The sequence below is a fragment of the Candidatus Enterovibrio escicola genome (genome assembly GCF_002464935.1).
Taxonomy (GTDB): domain Bacteria; phylum Pseudomonadota; class Gammaproteobacteria; order Enterobacterales; family Vibrionaceae; genus Enterovibrio; species Enterovibrio escicola.
In genome coordinates, this window is record NZ_NBYY01000036.1 from 37,664 (window position 1) to 53,148 (window position 15,485).

8 protein-coding genes and 6 pseudogenes are annotated in these 15,485 nt (G+C 40.8%); 10 read left to right on the top strand and 4 right to left on the bottom strand.

Features of this window, described 5'->3' with window-relative positions; all coding sequences use genetic code 11:
* Window positions 1-650: 650 nt before the first annotated feature.
* The 5 genes and pseudogenes from BTN49_RS18610 to BTN49_RS14335 all read left to right on the top strand — a co-directional run.
* Window positions 651-1,274, top strand: a pseudogene (locus BTN49_RS18610) (IS5 family transposase); the annotation flags it as partial.
* A gap of 88 nt (window positions 1,275-1,362) precedes the next feature.
* Window positions 1,363-1,488 (top strand): hypothetical protein, encoded by a 126-nt coding sequence (locus BTN49_RS19555; RefSeq protein WP_263363845.1) that lies wholly within the window; start codon window positions 1,363-1,365, stop codon window positions 1,486-1,488.
* A 125-nt stretch (window positions 1,489-1,613) separates the two neighbouring features.
* On the top strand, window positions 1,614-1,985 hold the full coding sequence (locus BTN49_RS16635) for a transposase (protein WP_199399616.1): 372 nt from the start codon (window positions 1,614-1,616) through the stop codon (window positions 1,983-1,985).
* Window positions 1,955-2,038: a transposase gene (locus tag BTN49_RS21465; protein WP_263364242.1), complete on the top strand. Its 84-nt coding sequence runs from the start codon at window positions 1,955-1,957 to the stop codon at window positions 2,036-2,038. Before BTN49_RS16635 ends, BTN49_RS21465 begins: the two co-directional genes overlap by 31 nt.
* A gap of 178 nt (window positions 2,039-2,216) precedes the next feature.
* A pseudogene (locus BTN49_RS14335) lies at window positions 2,217-2,390 on the top strand (hypothetical protein); the annotation flags it as partial.
* An 87-nt stretch (window positions 2,391-2,477) separates the two neighbouring features.
* Here the strand turns inward: BTN49_RS14335 and BTN49_RS11870 are convergent.
* A pseudogene (locus tag BTN49_RS11870) lies at window positions 2,478-2,639 on the bottom strand (transposase); the annotation flags it as partial.
* Between the two features lie 1,017 nt (window positions 2,640-3,656).
* Between BTN49_RS11870 and gcvH the strand changes: the two are divergent.
* Complete coding sequence (gcvH, locus tag BTN49_RS11875) at window positions 3,657-4,034, top strand: glycine cleavage system protein GcvH (protein WP_097357346.1); 378 nt, start codon at window positions 3,657-3,659, stop codon at window positions 4,032-4,034.
* A 15-nt stretch (window positions 4,035-4,049) separates the two neighbouring features.
* Window positions 4,050-6,914: an aminomethyl-transferring glycine dehydrogenase gene (gene gcvP, locus BTN49_RS11880; protein WP_097357347.1), complete on the top strand. Its 2,865-nt coding sequence runs from the start codon at window positions 4,050-4,052 to the stop codon at window positions 6,912-6,914.
* Between the two features lie 277 nt (window positions 6,915-7,191).
* Here the strand turns inward: gcvP and BTN49_RS18615 are convergent.
* A pseudogene (locus tag BTN49_RS18615) lies at window positions 7,192-7,947 on the bottom strand (IS5 family transposase); the annotation flags it as partial.
* Between the two features lie 130 nt (window positions 7,948-8,077).
* Between BTN49_RS18615 and gcvT the strand changes: the two are divergent.
* From gcvT to BTN49_RS11905, 3 genes are all read left to right on the top strand, one after another.
* Window positions 8,078-9,196, top strand: coding sequence for a glycine cleavage system aminomethyltransferase GcvT (gene gcvT, locus BTN49_RS11895; RefSeq protein ID WP_097357350.1), 1,119 nt, complete (start codon window positions 8,078-8,080; stop codon window positions 9,194-9,196).
* A 200-nt stretch (window positions 9,197-9,396) separates the two neighbouring features.
* Window positions 9,397-9,630 (top strand): transposase, encoded by a 234-nt coding sequence (locus tag BTN49_RS11900; RefSeq protein ID WP_241896516.1) that lies wholly within the window; start codon window positions 9,397-9,399, stop codon window positions 9,628-9,630.
* A gap of 487 nt (window positions 9,631-10,117) precedes the next feature.
* A complete protein-coding gene (locus BTN49_RS11905; protein ID WP_097357352.1) occupies window positions 10,118-11,230 on the top strand; it encodes a 1-acyl-sn-glycerol-3-phosphate acyltransferase in 1,113 nt (370 codons plus the stop codon).
* 13 nt (window positions 11,231-11,243) lie between these two features.
* Here BTN49_RS11905 and BTN49_RS11910 read toward each other — a convergent pair.
* Together BTN49_RS11910 and BTN49_RS11915 are read right to left on the bottom strand one after the other, a co-directional pair.
* Window positions 11,244-11,495: pseudogene (locus BTN49_RS11910) on the bottom strand (ATP-binding protein).
* Window positions 11,496-12,518: 1,023 nt separating this feature from the next.
* Window positions 12,519-15,440: pseudogene (locus tag BTN49_RS11915) on the bottom strand (Tn3 family transposase).
* Window positions 15,441-15,485 lie beyond the last annotated feature (45 nt).

The window sequence follows — 15,485 nt, forward strand, 5'->3', positions numbered from 1 at the left end:
CCTTAATCATGACATCAGTAAATCAACTCTACTCACGTGTATTGAGGATGTATTCTATCTTGGCAATTCCCTCATTACTGACCTCGTTGAAGTCAGTTCCTTTAGGTAAAAATCTCCTTATCAAACCATTGGTATGCTCATTTAGCCCCCAACTACTTGACCGATAAGGTCTGGCAAAATAGGAATCAACGTCTGTGATTCCAGCAACCTATTCATGACCGGCAAACTCTAATAACCGTTGTTTGACGTGAGGGTGCTGAAGTCATGGAAGGTGGCATTTACAATATCAATAAATGATTTCACCACTGTACCCTCCTGCTTATTGAGCATCTTTCTTATGTAGTTAGAGTTTATTGGCTTTATCCATCATGGTACCCAGGGAAAATCTGTGCTAAGTTCCGACGACAGTGTCAATTTCAAAACTACCAAATTCGCTCTTCTTGTCTGCAATATTAGGTCGTTTTTAAATGCCAACACGGTTATTTATTTTTACCTTATCTCCGTTGCTTATTTTGATTCTGTAGGTTTTTTCATGATGGGAAAAATCCTTGTATAGCACCCTACCATGCCATATATAAGAATTGTTTCCCAATTGTCTGAACTAATCGCAATTCCTACGATCAGATCATCATGGAGTTAAGCGGGAGATGATGCGGGAACAGGGAAATGACAAGCACAATATCAGTAACTGGAAACAATATAATCAAGCATTAGTAAACCGTGGCTCAGAAGGCCTTCTTAGTTCGGTTTTTATGTTGATGAATGTTCCCCTGAAATCCCCTACATACACCTGCATTAGTAAGTGTTCTAAGACCGTAAAAGTTAAGATCCGTTTACCGAGTCTAGGAGCTGTGGCCCACGTCGTTATTGATACTACAGACCTAAAAGTCTACAGCGAAGATAAATAGAAAACGCGTAAACACGGTAAGCTGAAACGGTGTATCTATCGCAAACTTCATCTTGCCATGGCTGTATCTACTCATGAGGTTATTACTGCAGAAATTAGCCTCGTTTCTGTGGGTGACCATGAGGTTTTATCTATAATTGGTTAACCTATTATGACGAAAGATACAGCAAGTTGGTGCTGATGGATCTTATGACACAAGAGCATGTCGCCACGTACTAAAGAACAAAGGAATAATGCCCAGTATTCCACTTCGAAGTAATTCTGGGTACTAGGAGGAAGGGCATGCTAGAAATGAAGCTGTAAAGGCTTTAAAAGAGGACAAACAGGCGGAGTAAAAAAGGACAGGGGTTATCACAAACGCTCATTAACCTGAGCTGCGCATAAGAAATAAACTAAATGTCCAAATTGCGATCTGATTGTTTGAAAAAAACTATTGACTGCATAAGGACTTGGGTATGAATAACTTAGACGCTGTTTTGTTAAAGTCGACGATTTCTGCCAAACTTTCCTCCCTTTATGGGAAAACACTTCATTTCTTCCGGTATCAAATAAAGAAACAAACCTTTTCGCCTCTCAGTTAACGAAGTGATGAGGATAGTGATAGCTTTTCATTAATCGGGGTATCGAGACTTAAAAACCTATTACATCCACTTTAGCTTGCCTCTATTTCACCAACTAATTTCCTGAATTAGTCAGCTACACGAACATGCTCAAACTCATGCAAGGTATTCTGGTCCCACTTTGCTCTTACTTCACTCACCGTCAGGCAAGGCTAACATGGATTGCCTTCGTTAATTCGTCCAAGCTACAGATTTATCACAATCTACGCATTCTCAGACATCAGGTTTTTAAATGTACCTCGAAGCGAGGAAAAGGAACAATGGGGTGGTTCTACGGTTTCCAATTACACCTGATTATCAATCACCAAAGTGGCATTATCTCGGTTACATTGACGATAATTGACGTGGATGATAGAGTGCATGTATCAAAATGGCTGATGATCTTTGGGTGTGTTTATACGGAGACAAAGGTTATATCTCTGCTCCATTGGAGCGGGAACTTGCAGACAAGGGAGTGACACTGATAACGGGTGTAAAAAAGAATATGAAACCAAAAGTGATGAAACTTTAAACCCGCCTGATACTCCGGAAATGATTTATTATTGAAACTGTTTTTGATCAACTAAAAACATATCCTAAATCGAGCACCCTCGGCACCGTAGTTATATCAGTTTTAGGGTTAACTTGCTGGCGGAGCTTATCGCGTATTCATTTCAACTAAAGAAACTGAGTATCAAGATGACTAGTGTTTGATAAGCAAGCGCTTATGCAGATCTGAGGTTAATTACAATACTCGTATTAGTGAAGAGCTAGCAAATGTGAAAGCAATGAACAGAGTTATAAGACTCGGTATGCCTGTTCAGCAGCAGATAAATAAAGACTGTAAAGAAGATTGGGATAAGTGCGTTATAGGTCTGATTTAATCAACAACGCCTTTTAGGCCTGTGGCATTAATAACGACGTGTGCGACAACTCCTTGACTCGGTAAACGGTACTTAACTTTTACAGTCTTAGAACACATTACTAATGTAGGTCTCTGTAGAGGATTTCAGCGTGATATTCATCAACGTAAAAACCGAACTGAGAAGGCCTTTTAATCCACGAAGTGGGAGCTTAGAAATACCTTTCACCATCAGTGCTGTTTCAATATCGATATCCGAAAATATAAAACCACGGGTATGATGACCGTGATGCTTTAGACAATGCTATTACTTAATGGTATCGTCGTCTATCCAAAAAGTGACAAAACTTCTGTTTGCTAATGCTTAATTATATTGTTTCCAGTTTCTGATATTGTGCTTAGCCTTTCCCCTTATCACCTCCCGTTGAACTCCATGATGATCTGATCGTAGGAATTGCGATTAGTTTAGATATTTGGGAAACAACACAGATCAAAGAGGGTTCTATCTTATAGAGATGGGTTTAAAAGCAAGTATCATGCTAAGAAATTACACAATTCCATGTAAAAAGAAAGATATAAACGGGCTTTTCGTTGATTTAAATGATTGGGACAACATGTCTACAAGGAACCTCAATGAGAAATATACTACCTGCCGTCGGCTAACTCACCAATGGTACTTCGGTCGTAGTTCCAGCTGTGTTAACTAGCCTCCGACAACAAATTCATATTGCCTAAGAATGTAAACGGTATTCGTATTTTCCTAGCGGATTTCGGTGTTAACTGCGATTAGATCGTGGTACAAAGTCAGAGCATTGATTTCTACGGCGGAAGTAGGATGCCAAGGTTCAATTAGCATGAACACAATCTTAATTTGAGCTGTGAATCCATCAGTAGATTGGGGTAAGTACCCTAGATCGAGAGGTATTACACGGGGACTGTGAACGTCATTAATACTACACGACTAGTGTTATACGGTGATAGCGAATACTTAGTATCACTAAACAATGTGGATCTAAACCGCAAATGAAACTTGGCTCGATATGATGCACAAATATCAAATATAAGGGAACGTCTTAAATGGTGTTCTTGCCACCAATCCTGTCACCTTTAATGTTGTCACCCGTTGACGTGGTTAGTCATCTTCCTAACTTATTGTAAATCAAGATTATTACGCGATTCAAAGAGGTGATAAATGTTTAGAATACGAAATATGAACACCCGAACACATCGTTAATTTTCGCGTTTTTAAGCAGATGCGAATGAAAACATTTCGTACGGAGATGTATAAATGGATAGAAAACTGAAGTTTAATGAAAGTCACGAGTGGATAAAAGACAATGGCAACGGTACGATCACTATCGGTATTTCTGATCATGCACAACAATTGCTTGGAGACGTAGTATTTGTTGATTTACCAAAAGTGGGCAGAAAAGTAAAAATTGGCGAAGGATTCTCACTCGTAGAATCGGCCAAGGTTGTATCGAACATCTACGCACCAGTCAACGGTGAAATCGTCGAAGTGAACAAAATTCTGGAAAGAAAACCAGAATTGATAAACGAAGAACCTTTTAATGGTGGTTGGATTGTCAAAATCAAGCTAACTGACAATTGCAACCTTGACCATCTGATGACGGCTGGTGTTTATCAAGCCAGTATCGAAAACTAATTCAGGATGATAAACATGATAGAATTACGCCTACTCGATCAACTTCAACCTCATGGTGAGTTCGTAACTCGTCATAATGGCCCGAATGATGCTGATCAGAAAGAGATGTTGCAAACTATAGCAACCAGCAGCCTCGATCACCTTATTGTAGAAACAATACCTTCTCATATTCGTTTAGCACAGCCTTTAGCTATTGATGATGCATTAAGTGAAGTTGATATGCTTGACAAACTAAAAGCTATGGCTAGGAAAAATATCATCAAGTGTAGCCTCATTGGGCAAGGCTACTACGATACGCATACACCAAACCCTATTCTACGTAACATCTTTGAAAATCCCAGTTGGTATACTGCTTATACGCCCTATCAACCAGAAATCTCACAAGGCCGTCTTGAATCACTATTAAACTTCCAGCAAATGGTGATGGATTTAACTGGCATGGAACTGGCAAACTCATCTCTGTTGGATGAAGCAACGGCAGCAGCAGAGTCCATGACACTGTGTAAACGAGGGGGAAAAAGTAAGAGCAACACCTTTTTCGCTGCAGACGATGTCCACCCGCAAACACTCGACGTCCTTAAGACCCGCGCCCGTTTCATGGGCTTTGATGTTGTTATTGGACCTACAGATTCACTGCCACAATACGATGTGTTTGGTGCGTTACTGCAATATCCAGGTACTACAGGTCAAGTACGTGAACTGACAGATCTGATTGCACATGCACAATCCAATAATGCACTGATTTCTATCGCTACTGATTTACTATCTCTAACACTGCTTAAAGCACCGGGAGAAATGGGAGCTGATATCGTCATTGGTTCAGCACAACGATTTGGTATACCTATGGGTTATGGTGGACCTCACGCGGCTTTTATGGCAATACGTGACAAACTAAAACGAGCTATCCCAGGTCGAATCATTGGAGTGACTATCGATTCGAAGGGTCACCAAGCATTAAGAATGGCGCTGCAAACGCGTGAACAACATATCCGCAGGGAAAAAGCGACATCAAATATTTGTACTGCACAAGCATTACTGGCAAACATGGCAGCATTCTATGTGGTTTACCATGGACCAACCGGTCTGAAAAAAATCGCACGTCGTGTACATCACTTTGCAGCATTGGCTGCAACTGCGTTTAATCATGCAGGTATTGAATTAGCATTTCGTTATTTTTTTGATACTATCACCCTGAAAACCGGTAATCAAACAGATGCACTGTTCCAGAAAGCACAAGATGCAGGTTTCAACTTACGCAAGCTTGATGGTCAACTGGGTATCAGCTTTGATGAAACCACCACGTTGAACGATGTTAACGGTTTGCTAACTGCATTAACTGATGAAACAAATATTGCACGGTTTGCTATTTCGATTGAAGCTGATGAATTCTCGGCTATTCCGATGGTTTGCCGGCGTACCACAGATTTTCTAACACATCCGGTCTTTAACACTTACCATAGTGAAACTCAGTTAATACGTTATATGAAAAAGCTTGAAAATAAAGACTTTTCCTTGAGTAATGGTATGATCCCTTTGGGTAGCTGCACCATGAAGTTAAATGCCACTTCGGAGATGATCCCCGTGACGTGGCCTGAATTTGGCGCATTGCATCCGTTCGTACCCGCAGATCAAGCACTCGGTTACACAGAACTAGTTGATTCATTAAGCAAAATGTTATGCAAAATTACAGGTTATAATAAGATTTCATTGCAACCAAACTCCGGTGCACAGGGTGAATATGCTGGCTTAATTGCTATTCGTCGATATCATGAAAGCCGTGGCGATAGCCACCGTAACGTTTGTTTGATCCCAAGCTCTGCGCATGGCACAAACCCTGCCTCTGCGACTATGGTCTCCATGAGAGTGGTGGTGGTTGGTTGTGATAAAAACGGCAACGTCAATATTGATGATCTCAAATCGAAGATCGATAAGCATCGTGACAAACTTTCTTGCATCATGATCACTTATCCATCGACACACGGTGTATACGAAGAAACAGTGCAACAAGTATGTGAATTAGTGCATAAATCAGGAGGTCAAGTCTACCTTGATGGTGCTAATATGAATGCCCAAGTTGGTCTTACCAGCCCAGGATTTATTGGTTCAGATGTCTCTCATTTTAACCTTCATAAAACTTTCTGTATTCCTCATGGTGGTGGCGGTCCAGGTATGGGACCAATCGGCGTAAAATCACACCTCGCACCGTTCTTACCTGGTCATGTTGAAGACGGTACGGCGTTTGCTGTGTCTGCTGCAAAATTTGGCAGTGCCTCGATCCTGCCGATCTCTTGGGCTTATATCACCATGATGGGTGGTCAAGGTCTGATGGAAGCGACCAAGATAGCGATCTTGAATGCAAACTACCTGATAGAGCGTTTACGTCCTTACTACCCTCTACTCTATCACGGGACACACGGACGAGTTGCGCATGAGTGTATCATTGACATTCGTCCTATTAGAGAAGCGTCAGGCATTAATGAAGAAGATATCGCAAAACGGTTGATGGACTTTGGATTTCATGCACCCACTATGTCCTTCCCCATAGCTGGAACACTCATGATTGAGCCAACGGAAAGTGAAGACAAAACGGAAATAGATCGTTTCTGCGACGCAATGATAGCAATTAGCAAAGAAATAATGAAAGTACAGGACGGTGAATGGACATTAGAAAACAACCCACTAGTCAATGCACCACATACACAAGCTGATTTGATGGTAGAGACATGGGAACATCCCTATAGTCGTGAGCAGGCGTGCTTCCCAAGTAAACATTCCAAAGAAGCTAAATACTGGCCAACAGTTAACCGTATCAACAATGCTTACGGTGACCGAAACCTAGTTTGCTCCTGCCCAAGCATTCAAGATGACATAAGAAACTAATCTGAACGATCATGGAGAATGATCATTCAGTTAGATGATCCTTGTACTTATATCTTTCTCACTTTAAACACCAACCTCAGGTGGGTAACAGTGGTTAAGGGCTCATCTGAAGCACTCATGCAATAGTGAATTGAGCCATGGATACCGAGTTTAGTTAACCTGAGCTGCGCATAAGAAATGAACTAAATGCCCAAGTCTTTATGCAGTCAATAGTTTTTTAAAACGATCAGATCTTGACTTTGATATTTAGTTCATTTCTTATGCGCAGCTCAGGTTAATTACGAAGAGTAAGTTTAGGAATGAGCAACTGTTTATAGCGAAATATTGCCATCTCTGCTAATGATCGTTTGTGATAACTTCTGTCCTTTTTCACTCTGCTAGTTTATCCGCTTTTAAAGCCTTTACAGCTTTATTTTTAGGATGCTCTTCCTCCCAGTACCCCGCGTTGCCTTGAGGTGGAATACTGTGCGTTATTCCTTTGTTCTTCAGTACGTGGTGACACGCTCTTGTATCATAGGATCCATTAGTACTGACTTGCTGTATCCTTCGTCGTAATGGGTTAACCAATATAGGTAAAATCTCATTATCTCACACAGAAACTAGGCTAATTGCTGCAGCAATAACCTCATGAGTAAATACATCCACGGCAAGATGAAGTTTGCGCTAAAAACACCGTTTCTCCTTGCCGTGTTTACGTGTTTTCCATTCACTTCTCTGTATCCTTTTAGGACTGTAGTATCAATAACGACGTGGGAGACAGCTCCTTTATTCGGCAAACGGTACTTAATTTTTACGGTCTTAGAACACGTATTAATGCAGGTGTATGTAGGGGATTTCAGGGGAACATTCATCAACGTAAAAACCGAACTGAGAAGGCCTTCTAATCCACGAAGTGGGAGCTTAGAAATACCTTTCACCATGAGTGCCGTTTCAATCGCGGTATCCAAAAAGTCACTGAGCCACGGTTTACTAATGCTTGATTATATTGTTTCCAGTTGCTGATATTGTGCTTGTCATTTCCCTGTTCCCGCATCATCTCCCGCTTAACTCCATGATGATCTGATCGTAGGAATTGCGATTAGTTCAGACATTTTGGAAACAGCACCCCGCTGAAATGTTAATATCTTAGCAACTCGACTCGCACCATGATCATGGAGTTAAACATGTTTCAGGATCTATTCAAAACCCCATTGCATGCATTGCATATTGAAATGGGTGGCAAGATGATTCCATTCGCAAACCATGAAATGCCAGTTCAGTATGCATTGGGCGTACGTAAAGAACATATCCACTGTCGTAAACATGCAGGCCTGTTTGATGTTTCTCACATGGGTCAACTTCGTCTTCACGGTGTAAACGCAGCAAAATCACTTGAAACATTGGTGCCTGTAGACATCATCGATTTACCAATAGGGAAGCAACGTTACGCCTTGTTTACCAACAAACAAGGTGGCGTAATGGATGATTTTATGGTAACAAACTTAGGAGACCATCTATTTCTTGTGGTTAACGCTGCTTTCAAAGAACAAGATATCGCGCACTTGCGTGCTAATCTACTAGGCGAAGTTGAGCTCGAAGTGATTGAAGATCATGCGTTGCTTGCGTTGCAAGGCCCTGAGGCCGCTAAGGTATTGGCATCAATGAATCCTGCAGTGGCTGGCATGTTCTTTATGGATGCAGCGATGCTCGACTTGATTGGCATCGAATGTTTGGTGAGCCGTTCTGGATATACAGGCGAAGATGGTTATGAGATCTCAGTACCTGCGGATAGAGCCAATGAACTTGCTCGCGCATTGCTGGCAAACGTTGCTGTAGAGTGGATTGGTTTGGCTGCAAGAAATTCTTTACGTCTTGAATGTGGTTTGTGCCGGTATGGACACGATATCGATACCAGCACCACACCCGTAGAAGCAAGCCTGATATGGGCATTGAGTAAAGTTCGATGTGCCGACGGTGAGCGTTCGGGTGGCTTCCCCGGTGCAAAAATTATTCTTGAGCAAGTTACCACCAAAAATGTATCTCGCAAGCGTGTTGGCTTAGTAGGTTTTAGAGGAACCATTGCTCGTGATGGTGCGATTCTGTTTAATGCAGATGATAAAGAAGTTGGTGTGGTGACCAGTGGTACTTTTGGTCCAACAATAGGTTACCCCATTGCCATGGGGTATATATCAACACCGCTTGCAACAAGGGGTACGATAGTATTCGCTGAAGTCCGAAATAAGAAGTTAGCGATGACGGTTGAAAAAATACCACTTGTATCACAACGTTACCATCGTGGTTAAGAATTACTGGTAACTTAGGTCATATATTCAATAAGTTAATTTCCGTCTAGAAAATGGGTTTCTTATGCGAAGTTCAGGTTAAGTACCGTTATGCCGAGTAGGGGAGATGTTTCCCACGTCGTTATTGATACTACAGGCCTAAAAATATACAGAAAAGTGAATGGAAAATGCGTAAACACGGTAAGGAGAAACGGTGTATCTTGCGTAAACTTTATCTTGCCGTGGATGTCTCTTATGATGAGGTTATTGCTGCAGAACTTAGCCTAGTTTCTGTGTGGGATAATGAGATTTTACCTATATTGCTTAACCTATTACAACGAAAGATACAGCAAGTCAGTGCTGATGGAGCCTATGACACAAGAGCATGTCACCACGTACTGAAGAACAAAGGAATAACGCACAGTATTCCACCTCGAGGCAACGCGGGGTACTGAGAGAAAGGGCATCCTAGACATGAAGCTGTAAAGGCTTTTAAAGAGGATAAACTGGCGGAGTGTACACAGAATCATAGTGATCACAAATGCTCATTAGCAGAGACAGTAATATTTCGCTATAAACAGTTGCTTAGCCCTAAACTCACTCTTCATCATTACGATGCTCAAGTTAGTGAAGTGCTGGTAAATGTGGAAGAGATGAACAAAGTATAAGACTCGGTATGCCTGTTCGCTAGAAGACAAATTAATACTTTAAAAATATTGGGATCAGTGCGTTATAGGCCTGACTTAATCAACAACGCCACTCCTAATTAATTAGAGTAAGTAAAAAACTTTCTATTGGCCATTAAATATACGTTTTGTTACACTAGGGTACAATGCGATTAGAGGTAACCGCTTACGCCTGTTGTAAATTATATCAAAAACTATGTTCTAAATGTTCTATCAGAGGAAAATAATTTCATCTCAATGGAGAAAGTAAAATCGCGTGCAACAAACTAATGATCCTTTTTTAGAAATCCGTCCTTTTTTTGACGAAGAAGTCCCTTCTGCATTAAAGCGTATAATTAATGACGATGAATTTATTACTGCCATTCTTAAATATCATTATCCACGATTGACTGCTACCGCTTATGGGTTAATTAAACCGTTTATTAAGCAATACTTGCGCTTGAAGTGGAAAAAAGTAACAACAATACGTGATGTTCAGTTCCATGTTGCAAAATACATGGCATCTATGATCAAAAACACAACAGAAGGACTCTCGGCGAGTGGTTTAAGTAAACTTGATCCACATGAAAGTTATTTGTTCGTGTCTAATCACCGTGATATTGCCATGGATCCCGCCTTGGTGAATTGGTGTTTGTACCAGAATCAATTTGATACAGTACGCATTGCTATTGGTGACAACTTACTTAAGAGACCTTATGCGACAGAACTGATGAAATTGAATAAAAGCTTCATCGTTAAGCGTTCGATAAAAGCCCCTCGTGAATTGATGAAAGCACTTACTCAGCTGTCTGCGTATATAAAAATGTCGCTAGATGAAAAGCAGTCAATATGGATTGCACAAAAAGCAGGTCGTGCGAAAAACGGGCATGACAAAACAGATCCTGCTATTTTAAAAATGTTTTTTATGGAAGGTCGTCGTCAAAAGTTAGGATTCTCAGATTACGTAGCACAACTTCGTATTGTGCCAGTCACTATTTCATATGAGAATGATCCGTGTGATGTGACAAAAGCTAACGAATTATATCGAAAAGAAAAAGAAGGCGCCTATGAAAAGAGTGAATTTGAGGACATCGAAAGTATCATTCAAGGCATTATTGGACAGAAGCGGCGAATACATGTTGCGTTTGGTGATGTGATTAAAAACGGATTAGCAACTCCTGAGTTGCTGGCTACTGAAATTGACCGCCAGATCTATGAAAACTATTATTTATTCCCATCGAACTATATTGCTGCTGGTTATGAACATAATTCAGTGACGGATAAAGAACGTAAGCAGTTTGCTATCAAGTTATTAGCACTACCAAAAGGTATCGCCGACATTGTTCGTGGGATGTATGCGGAACCAACGGATAAGAAAGTCGACATTTAAACATGACTAATCCTTATAAAAGCTTGCTAAAACCTGCAGCTTTTTTAGCTTTAAGTCTATAACTCTCAAGACTGATCTGAACCATATGAGAATAATGTAATAGCCGGTCGAGTAAGACCGATAAGGTTGTATCATTGGAGGACGTATTCTACCAGTGTGAGACTAGTAAGTTACTGGTCACGATAATACTGCCTTCTTCATAGCGTTTGGTAATGACGTTTAAGAATAAATTAGTTTTTCCTATTTCCAAGGGTGAAATATCCAATTTTATCGACGATAAGAAGTTTTAGATCCAGTACGTTCTTTTTGGGTCGTGTGTTCAATAGCTGATTTCCGTCTAGAAAATGAATTATTTCGTGGATTAAAAATCCTTATTTAAGGTATATGATATCTGCAGTAGTCGACAGCTGTGTTACCTGTTATACCAACGAATCATTCAATTTATTGAATACATAACCTCCTTTTGAGATAGATTTACAATTGACCTTATATCTTGGTGGTTGCTAGTTGCAACATCGAATCTGAGGCTGTAATGAACATGTTGTCCTTCATTTTTGAACGACCCTGCTGGTAAGATTCATGGCAAGGTGGCTTTTGCCAACACAACTTGTTTCAATCAGGACAACATTCTACTTTCTTGCTATGAAGGAAAATTCCGTGAATTCTCAAAGTTAAAATTTTGGTATGATACTCTTTCAAGCTAAGCGCTTATATGCTTATTCATCTCTTAGGCGGTAAACTTAAAGCCATGTTATTTTAACGTCGCTACCAACGGGGTAATTAACCTCAGATCTATATAAGTGCGTCTTTTTTAGGCTGAGTGGTTTTAAAGCTAAGATTCTTTAGTTGATCAAAGACTATCTTGATAATAAAGGCCTCGATCAGGTGAAATGAACAACCTAGAGTAAACCTAGCCAGACTGAAGTACACTCTCCGTATCCTCTTTTATATGGAGATATGCATGACCAATAAATAGTTAAATGAAAAAACTCAGTTTTATATTGAACAATAATTTGTTGAGGGAGATTCCTTTAGCCATATTTATAGAACACTGGGCTATACTCACTATATTCTCAGCCGAGAAATAAAACACTATATTCCAGATAACTCTCACGGCGTGTACTCTCATCGCTTTGCATCAAAAACAGACTAAAGAAACTAACTCCAACGCCATGAACTGGATGGCGCTCAGTAACATTTCAGAGAGAACTAAGATATTCACTCATGAGCGTCTCAGTAAATATATGTCACCTTAGGGGTAGACAGGGAATTAGTAAATTATCCTACGCTAAGGGCTTGGCCAACGGTACTCTCCAGTTAATGCAATGTGCTCCCAGCCCAAGGGCGATATATGCTGAAGAAGCTTGTCATCAACCTCTATACCTTGTTTTCTAAGGGTTTCTACTGCTTTTTCTAAGTAGATTGTATTCCAAAGAACAATTGCCGCTGTGACTAGATTTAAGCCGCTGGCGCGGTAGCGCTGTTGCTCAAAACTACGGTCTCTAATTTCACCCAGTTGGTTAAAGAAAACGGCACGTGCAAGCGCATTACGAGCTTCACCTTTGTTTAAACCTACTTAGACTCGTCGTCTGAGCTCCGGACTTTGAATCCACTCCAGCATGAATAACGTATGCTCAAGCCGCCCAAACTTCCTTAGCGCGAGTGTTAGATCGTTTTGCCTCGGGTAACTTCCTAGCTTGCGCAAGATTAGAGACGCGGTCACAGATCCCTATCTAATTGATGAGGCAAGCCTTAATATGTCATCCCAATAGTCTTCGATGAGTTTAATGTTGAGTTTCTGACCTATCATTGATGATAATGCTGGAAGATCCTTTAAAATCGAGGCTGAAACAAATAGCCGCTTATCATTTAGATCTCTTATCCTTGGGGCAAAGCGAAAGCCAAGTAAATGGGTTAGCGCAAAGACATGATCAGTAAACCCAGCCGTATCGGTATAGTGTTCCTCTATTCTGAGTTCAGATTCATGATAGAGAAGCCCGTCTAACACGTGGGTAGAATCACGTATTGCAGTGCTAATATTTTGAACATAGTAAGGCGCGTATTAGTCAGATATATGAGTATAAATCTGTGAACCTGCTTTTTGACCATATTTAAGATTAACCCGTCCACCGTAACTACCACGAGCACCAACCTTAAAATTTTGGCCGTCAGATGACGATGTGGTGCCATCCCTCCAAACGTCAGAATATGGGTGACGTGACTGAAAATTAACTATCTCAGCTAACGCCTCCGAGTACGTTTCATCTCTGACATACTAGGCTTGAAGCCAAGCTAGCTTAGAATAAGTGGTGCCAGGGCAGGCCTCAGACATTTTGCTTAAACCTAAGTTAATAGCATCTGCCAAAACCGTAGTCAGTAGCGATGTTCTGTCGGGCGCTTCTTTGCCTGTTTTTAAGTGGTTAAACTGCTTCGTAAAGTCTGACCGCTGGTCAACCTCTGCCAACAAGTCAGTGATTTTACTGTGTGGCAAAAGCCCTACAACCTTTGAAGCTAGAAGTTCGGTCTCATACGGAACAAAGCGTTTGAGCGATGAGACCCGCAAACCACTTTCAGAGATTGAGGCATCCGGTAAGTCACCCTTAGAAGCTAAGTTATTGATAGTTCCTGAGTTTTTGTTGAGTGTCAATAATCGCTCCTCAAGATAGCTTTCGCATCGAGGATCAATACTAACAGGTAAGGATCGGTTCTTTTCTAGATTACGATATTCTGCTAGAGGCATCATATAATCATCAAAGTCCTTGAATTAACGCGAACCGATAATGTAAATATCCCCTGATTGTAATGCGGCTTTCAATTGAGTTAACGCGCATATTTCATAGTAGTGTCTGTCGATAAGACCGTTGATTAATACCAACGGTTTCCAGCGTTTAGGAATAAATTTTAACGGGGCATTGCTCGGCACACTACGTGTGTTTTCATTATTCATCTGCTGTATTGTTTTTATTGCTTGCAGCAAATCAGAGGCTGATGGTGCCGCCTTTAAATTGAGAATATTCAACATGGCCGGTGTATAGCGCCGTAATGTTCGATAGCCGTCGGCTACAAAGTGCAAAACATCATAGTTGTTGCTAGTAGTAAGTTGTGTGGCCTTGCCAACGCTATTTTTAAACTGGCTCCAGGGCATTACATTTTCTATTGCATCAAATGGGTTCATCCCTTCCCGTTTAGCCGTGATCAGTGCTTGCCCTATTTTCTGGAACTGATTGAGCTGGTGATGAATATCTTTTGACGACTGCTATAGCTTCTCTGTTTGCGTTCGTTTTGCTTTATTGAAAATCTGGTTAATAAAGCGATCATGTAAATCTACTATCTGATCTATCAGGGTTGCGCGAGCCTCAACTGCAATTGCAGCTAACGTGGCATAGCGTCTGTTCGATTCGAATTTTGACAAATCCTTAGTCGTCATCTTCCCTCCCTCACGGGAGATTTTTAACAATCGATTTTGATGTATAAGTCGGCCTAAGCCATCAGGCAAATCAAGACCTTCAACGACGGAAAGTCGTTCTATGTGTAATAAGATATGTTTTGTATTTGCCTTCAATGGAGGTTGGCGCAGCTATACTAGTGTCGAAGTATGAGTTTTATCATGATGATCTAATAAACTGTTTAATGCTGTTTTTTGATTTTTAGTCAGTGCATTTGTAAGTGTCGAATAAACCCGCTTGCGTCCAGCAGTTAATGATTTAATACAAACACGCTCAATGACCGAAATCGAGGGAACCAAAACTCCCTTTTGGCGAAGCCAAATAACCATGGCTCTAGCCAGTTCTATGCCTTTATCAGTTCGAGTTGCTAGCTCTGTTAAGTATTCAGTTACTCTTTCTCGGAGAACTGTTGTAAATGGAGTTAAATCGAAAAATTCATATAATTCCTTAAAGTGCTCCCATCGAGTCGTTGGTTGTTCACTGTAATCGTGCCACTTACTCACATCGATCTTAAGATTCTTGGCCACCATCGTAACTAAATTTGCGTTAGGCATTACACCAACTTCGATTACTGCACCAGTATAATCGAGATAACAAAGCTGAAGGGAAAACCCAAGTTTGTTTGCATCACCTCCTCGTTTATCGATGAGATCTTTTTCTTTCTGTGTGAATGACGTTAACCGAATTAGCGTCGATTCATCGCCCGGAATACTTTTTAGCTCCTCACGCTCTAGTTGAGTTAACAATGGTTGTTTGCGTGGCATGCAGACTTTCCTCTATTGTAAAAACGTTCGTTTGTGCAACGGTTA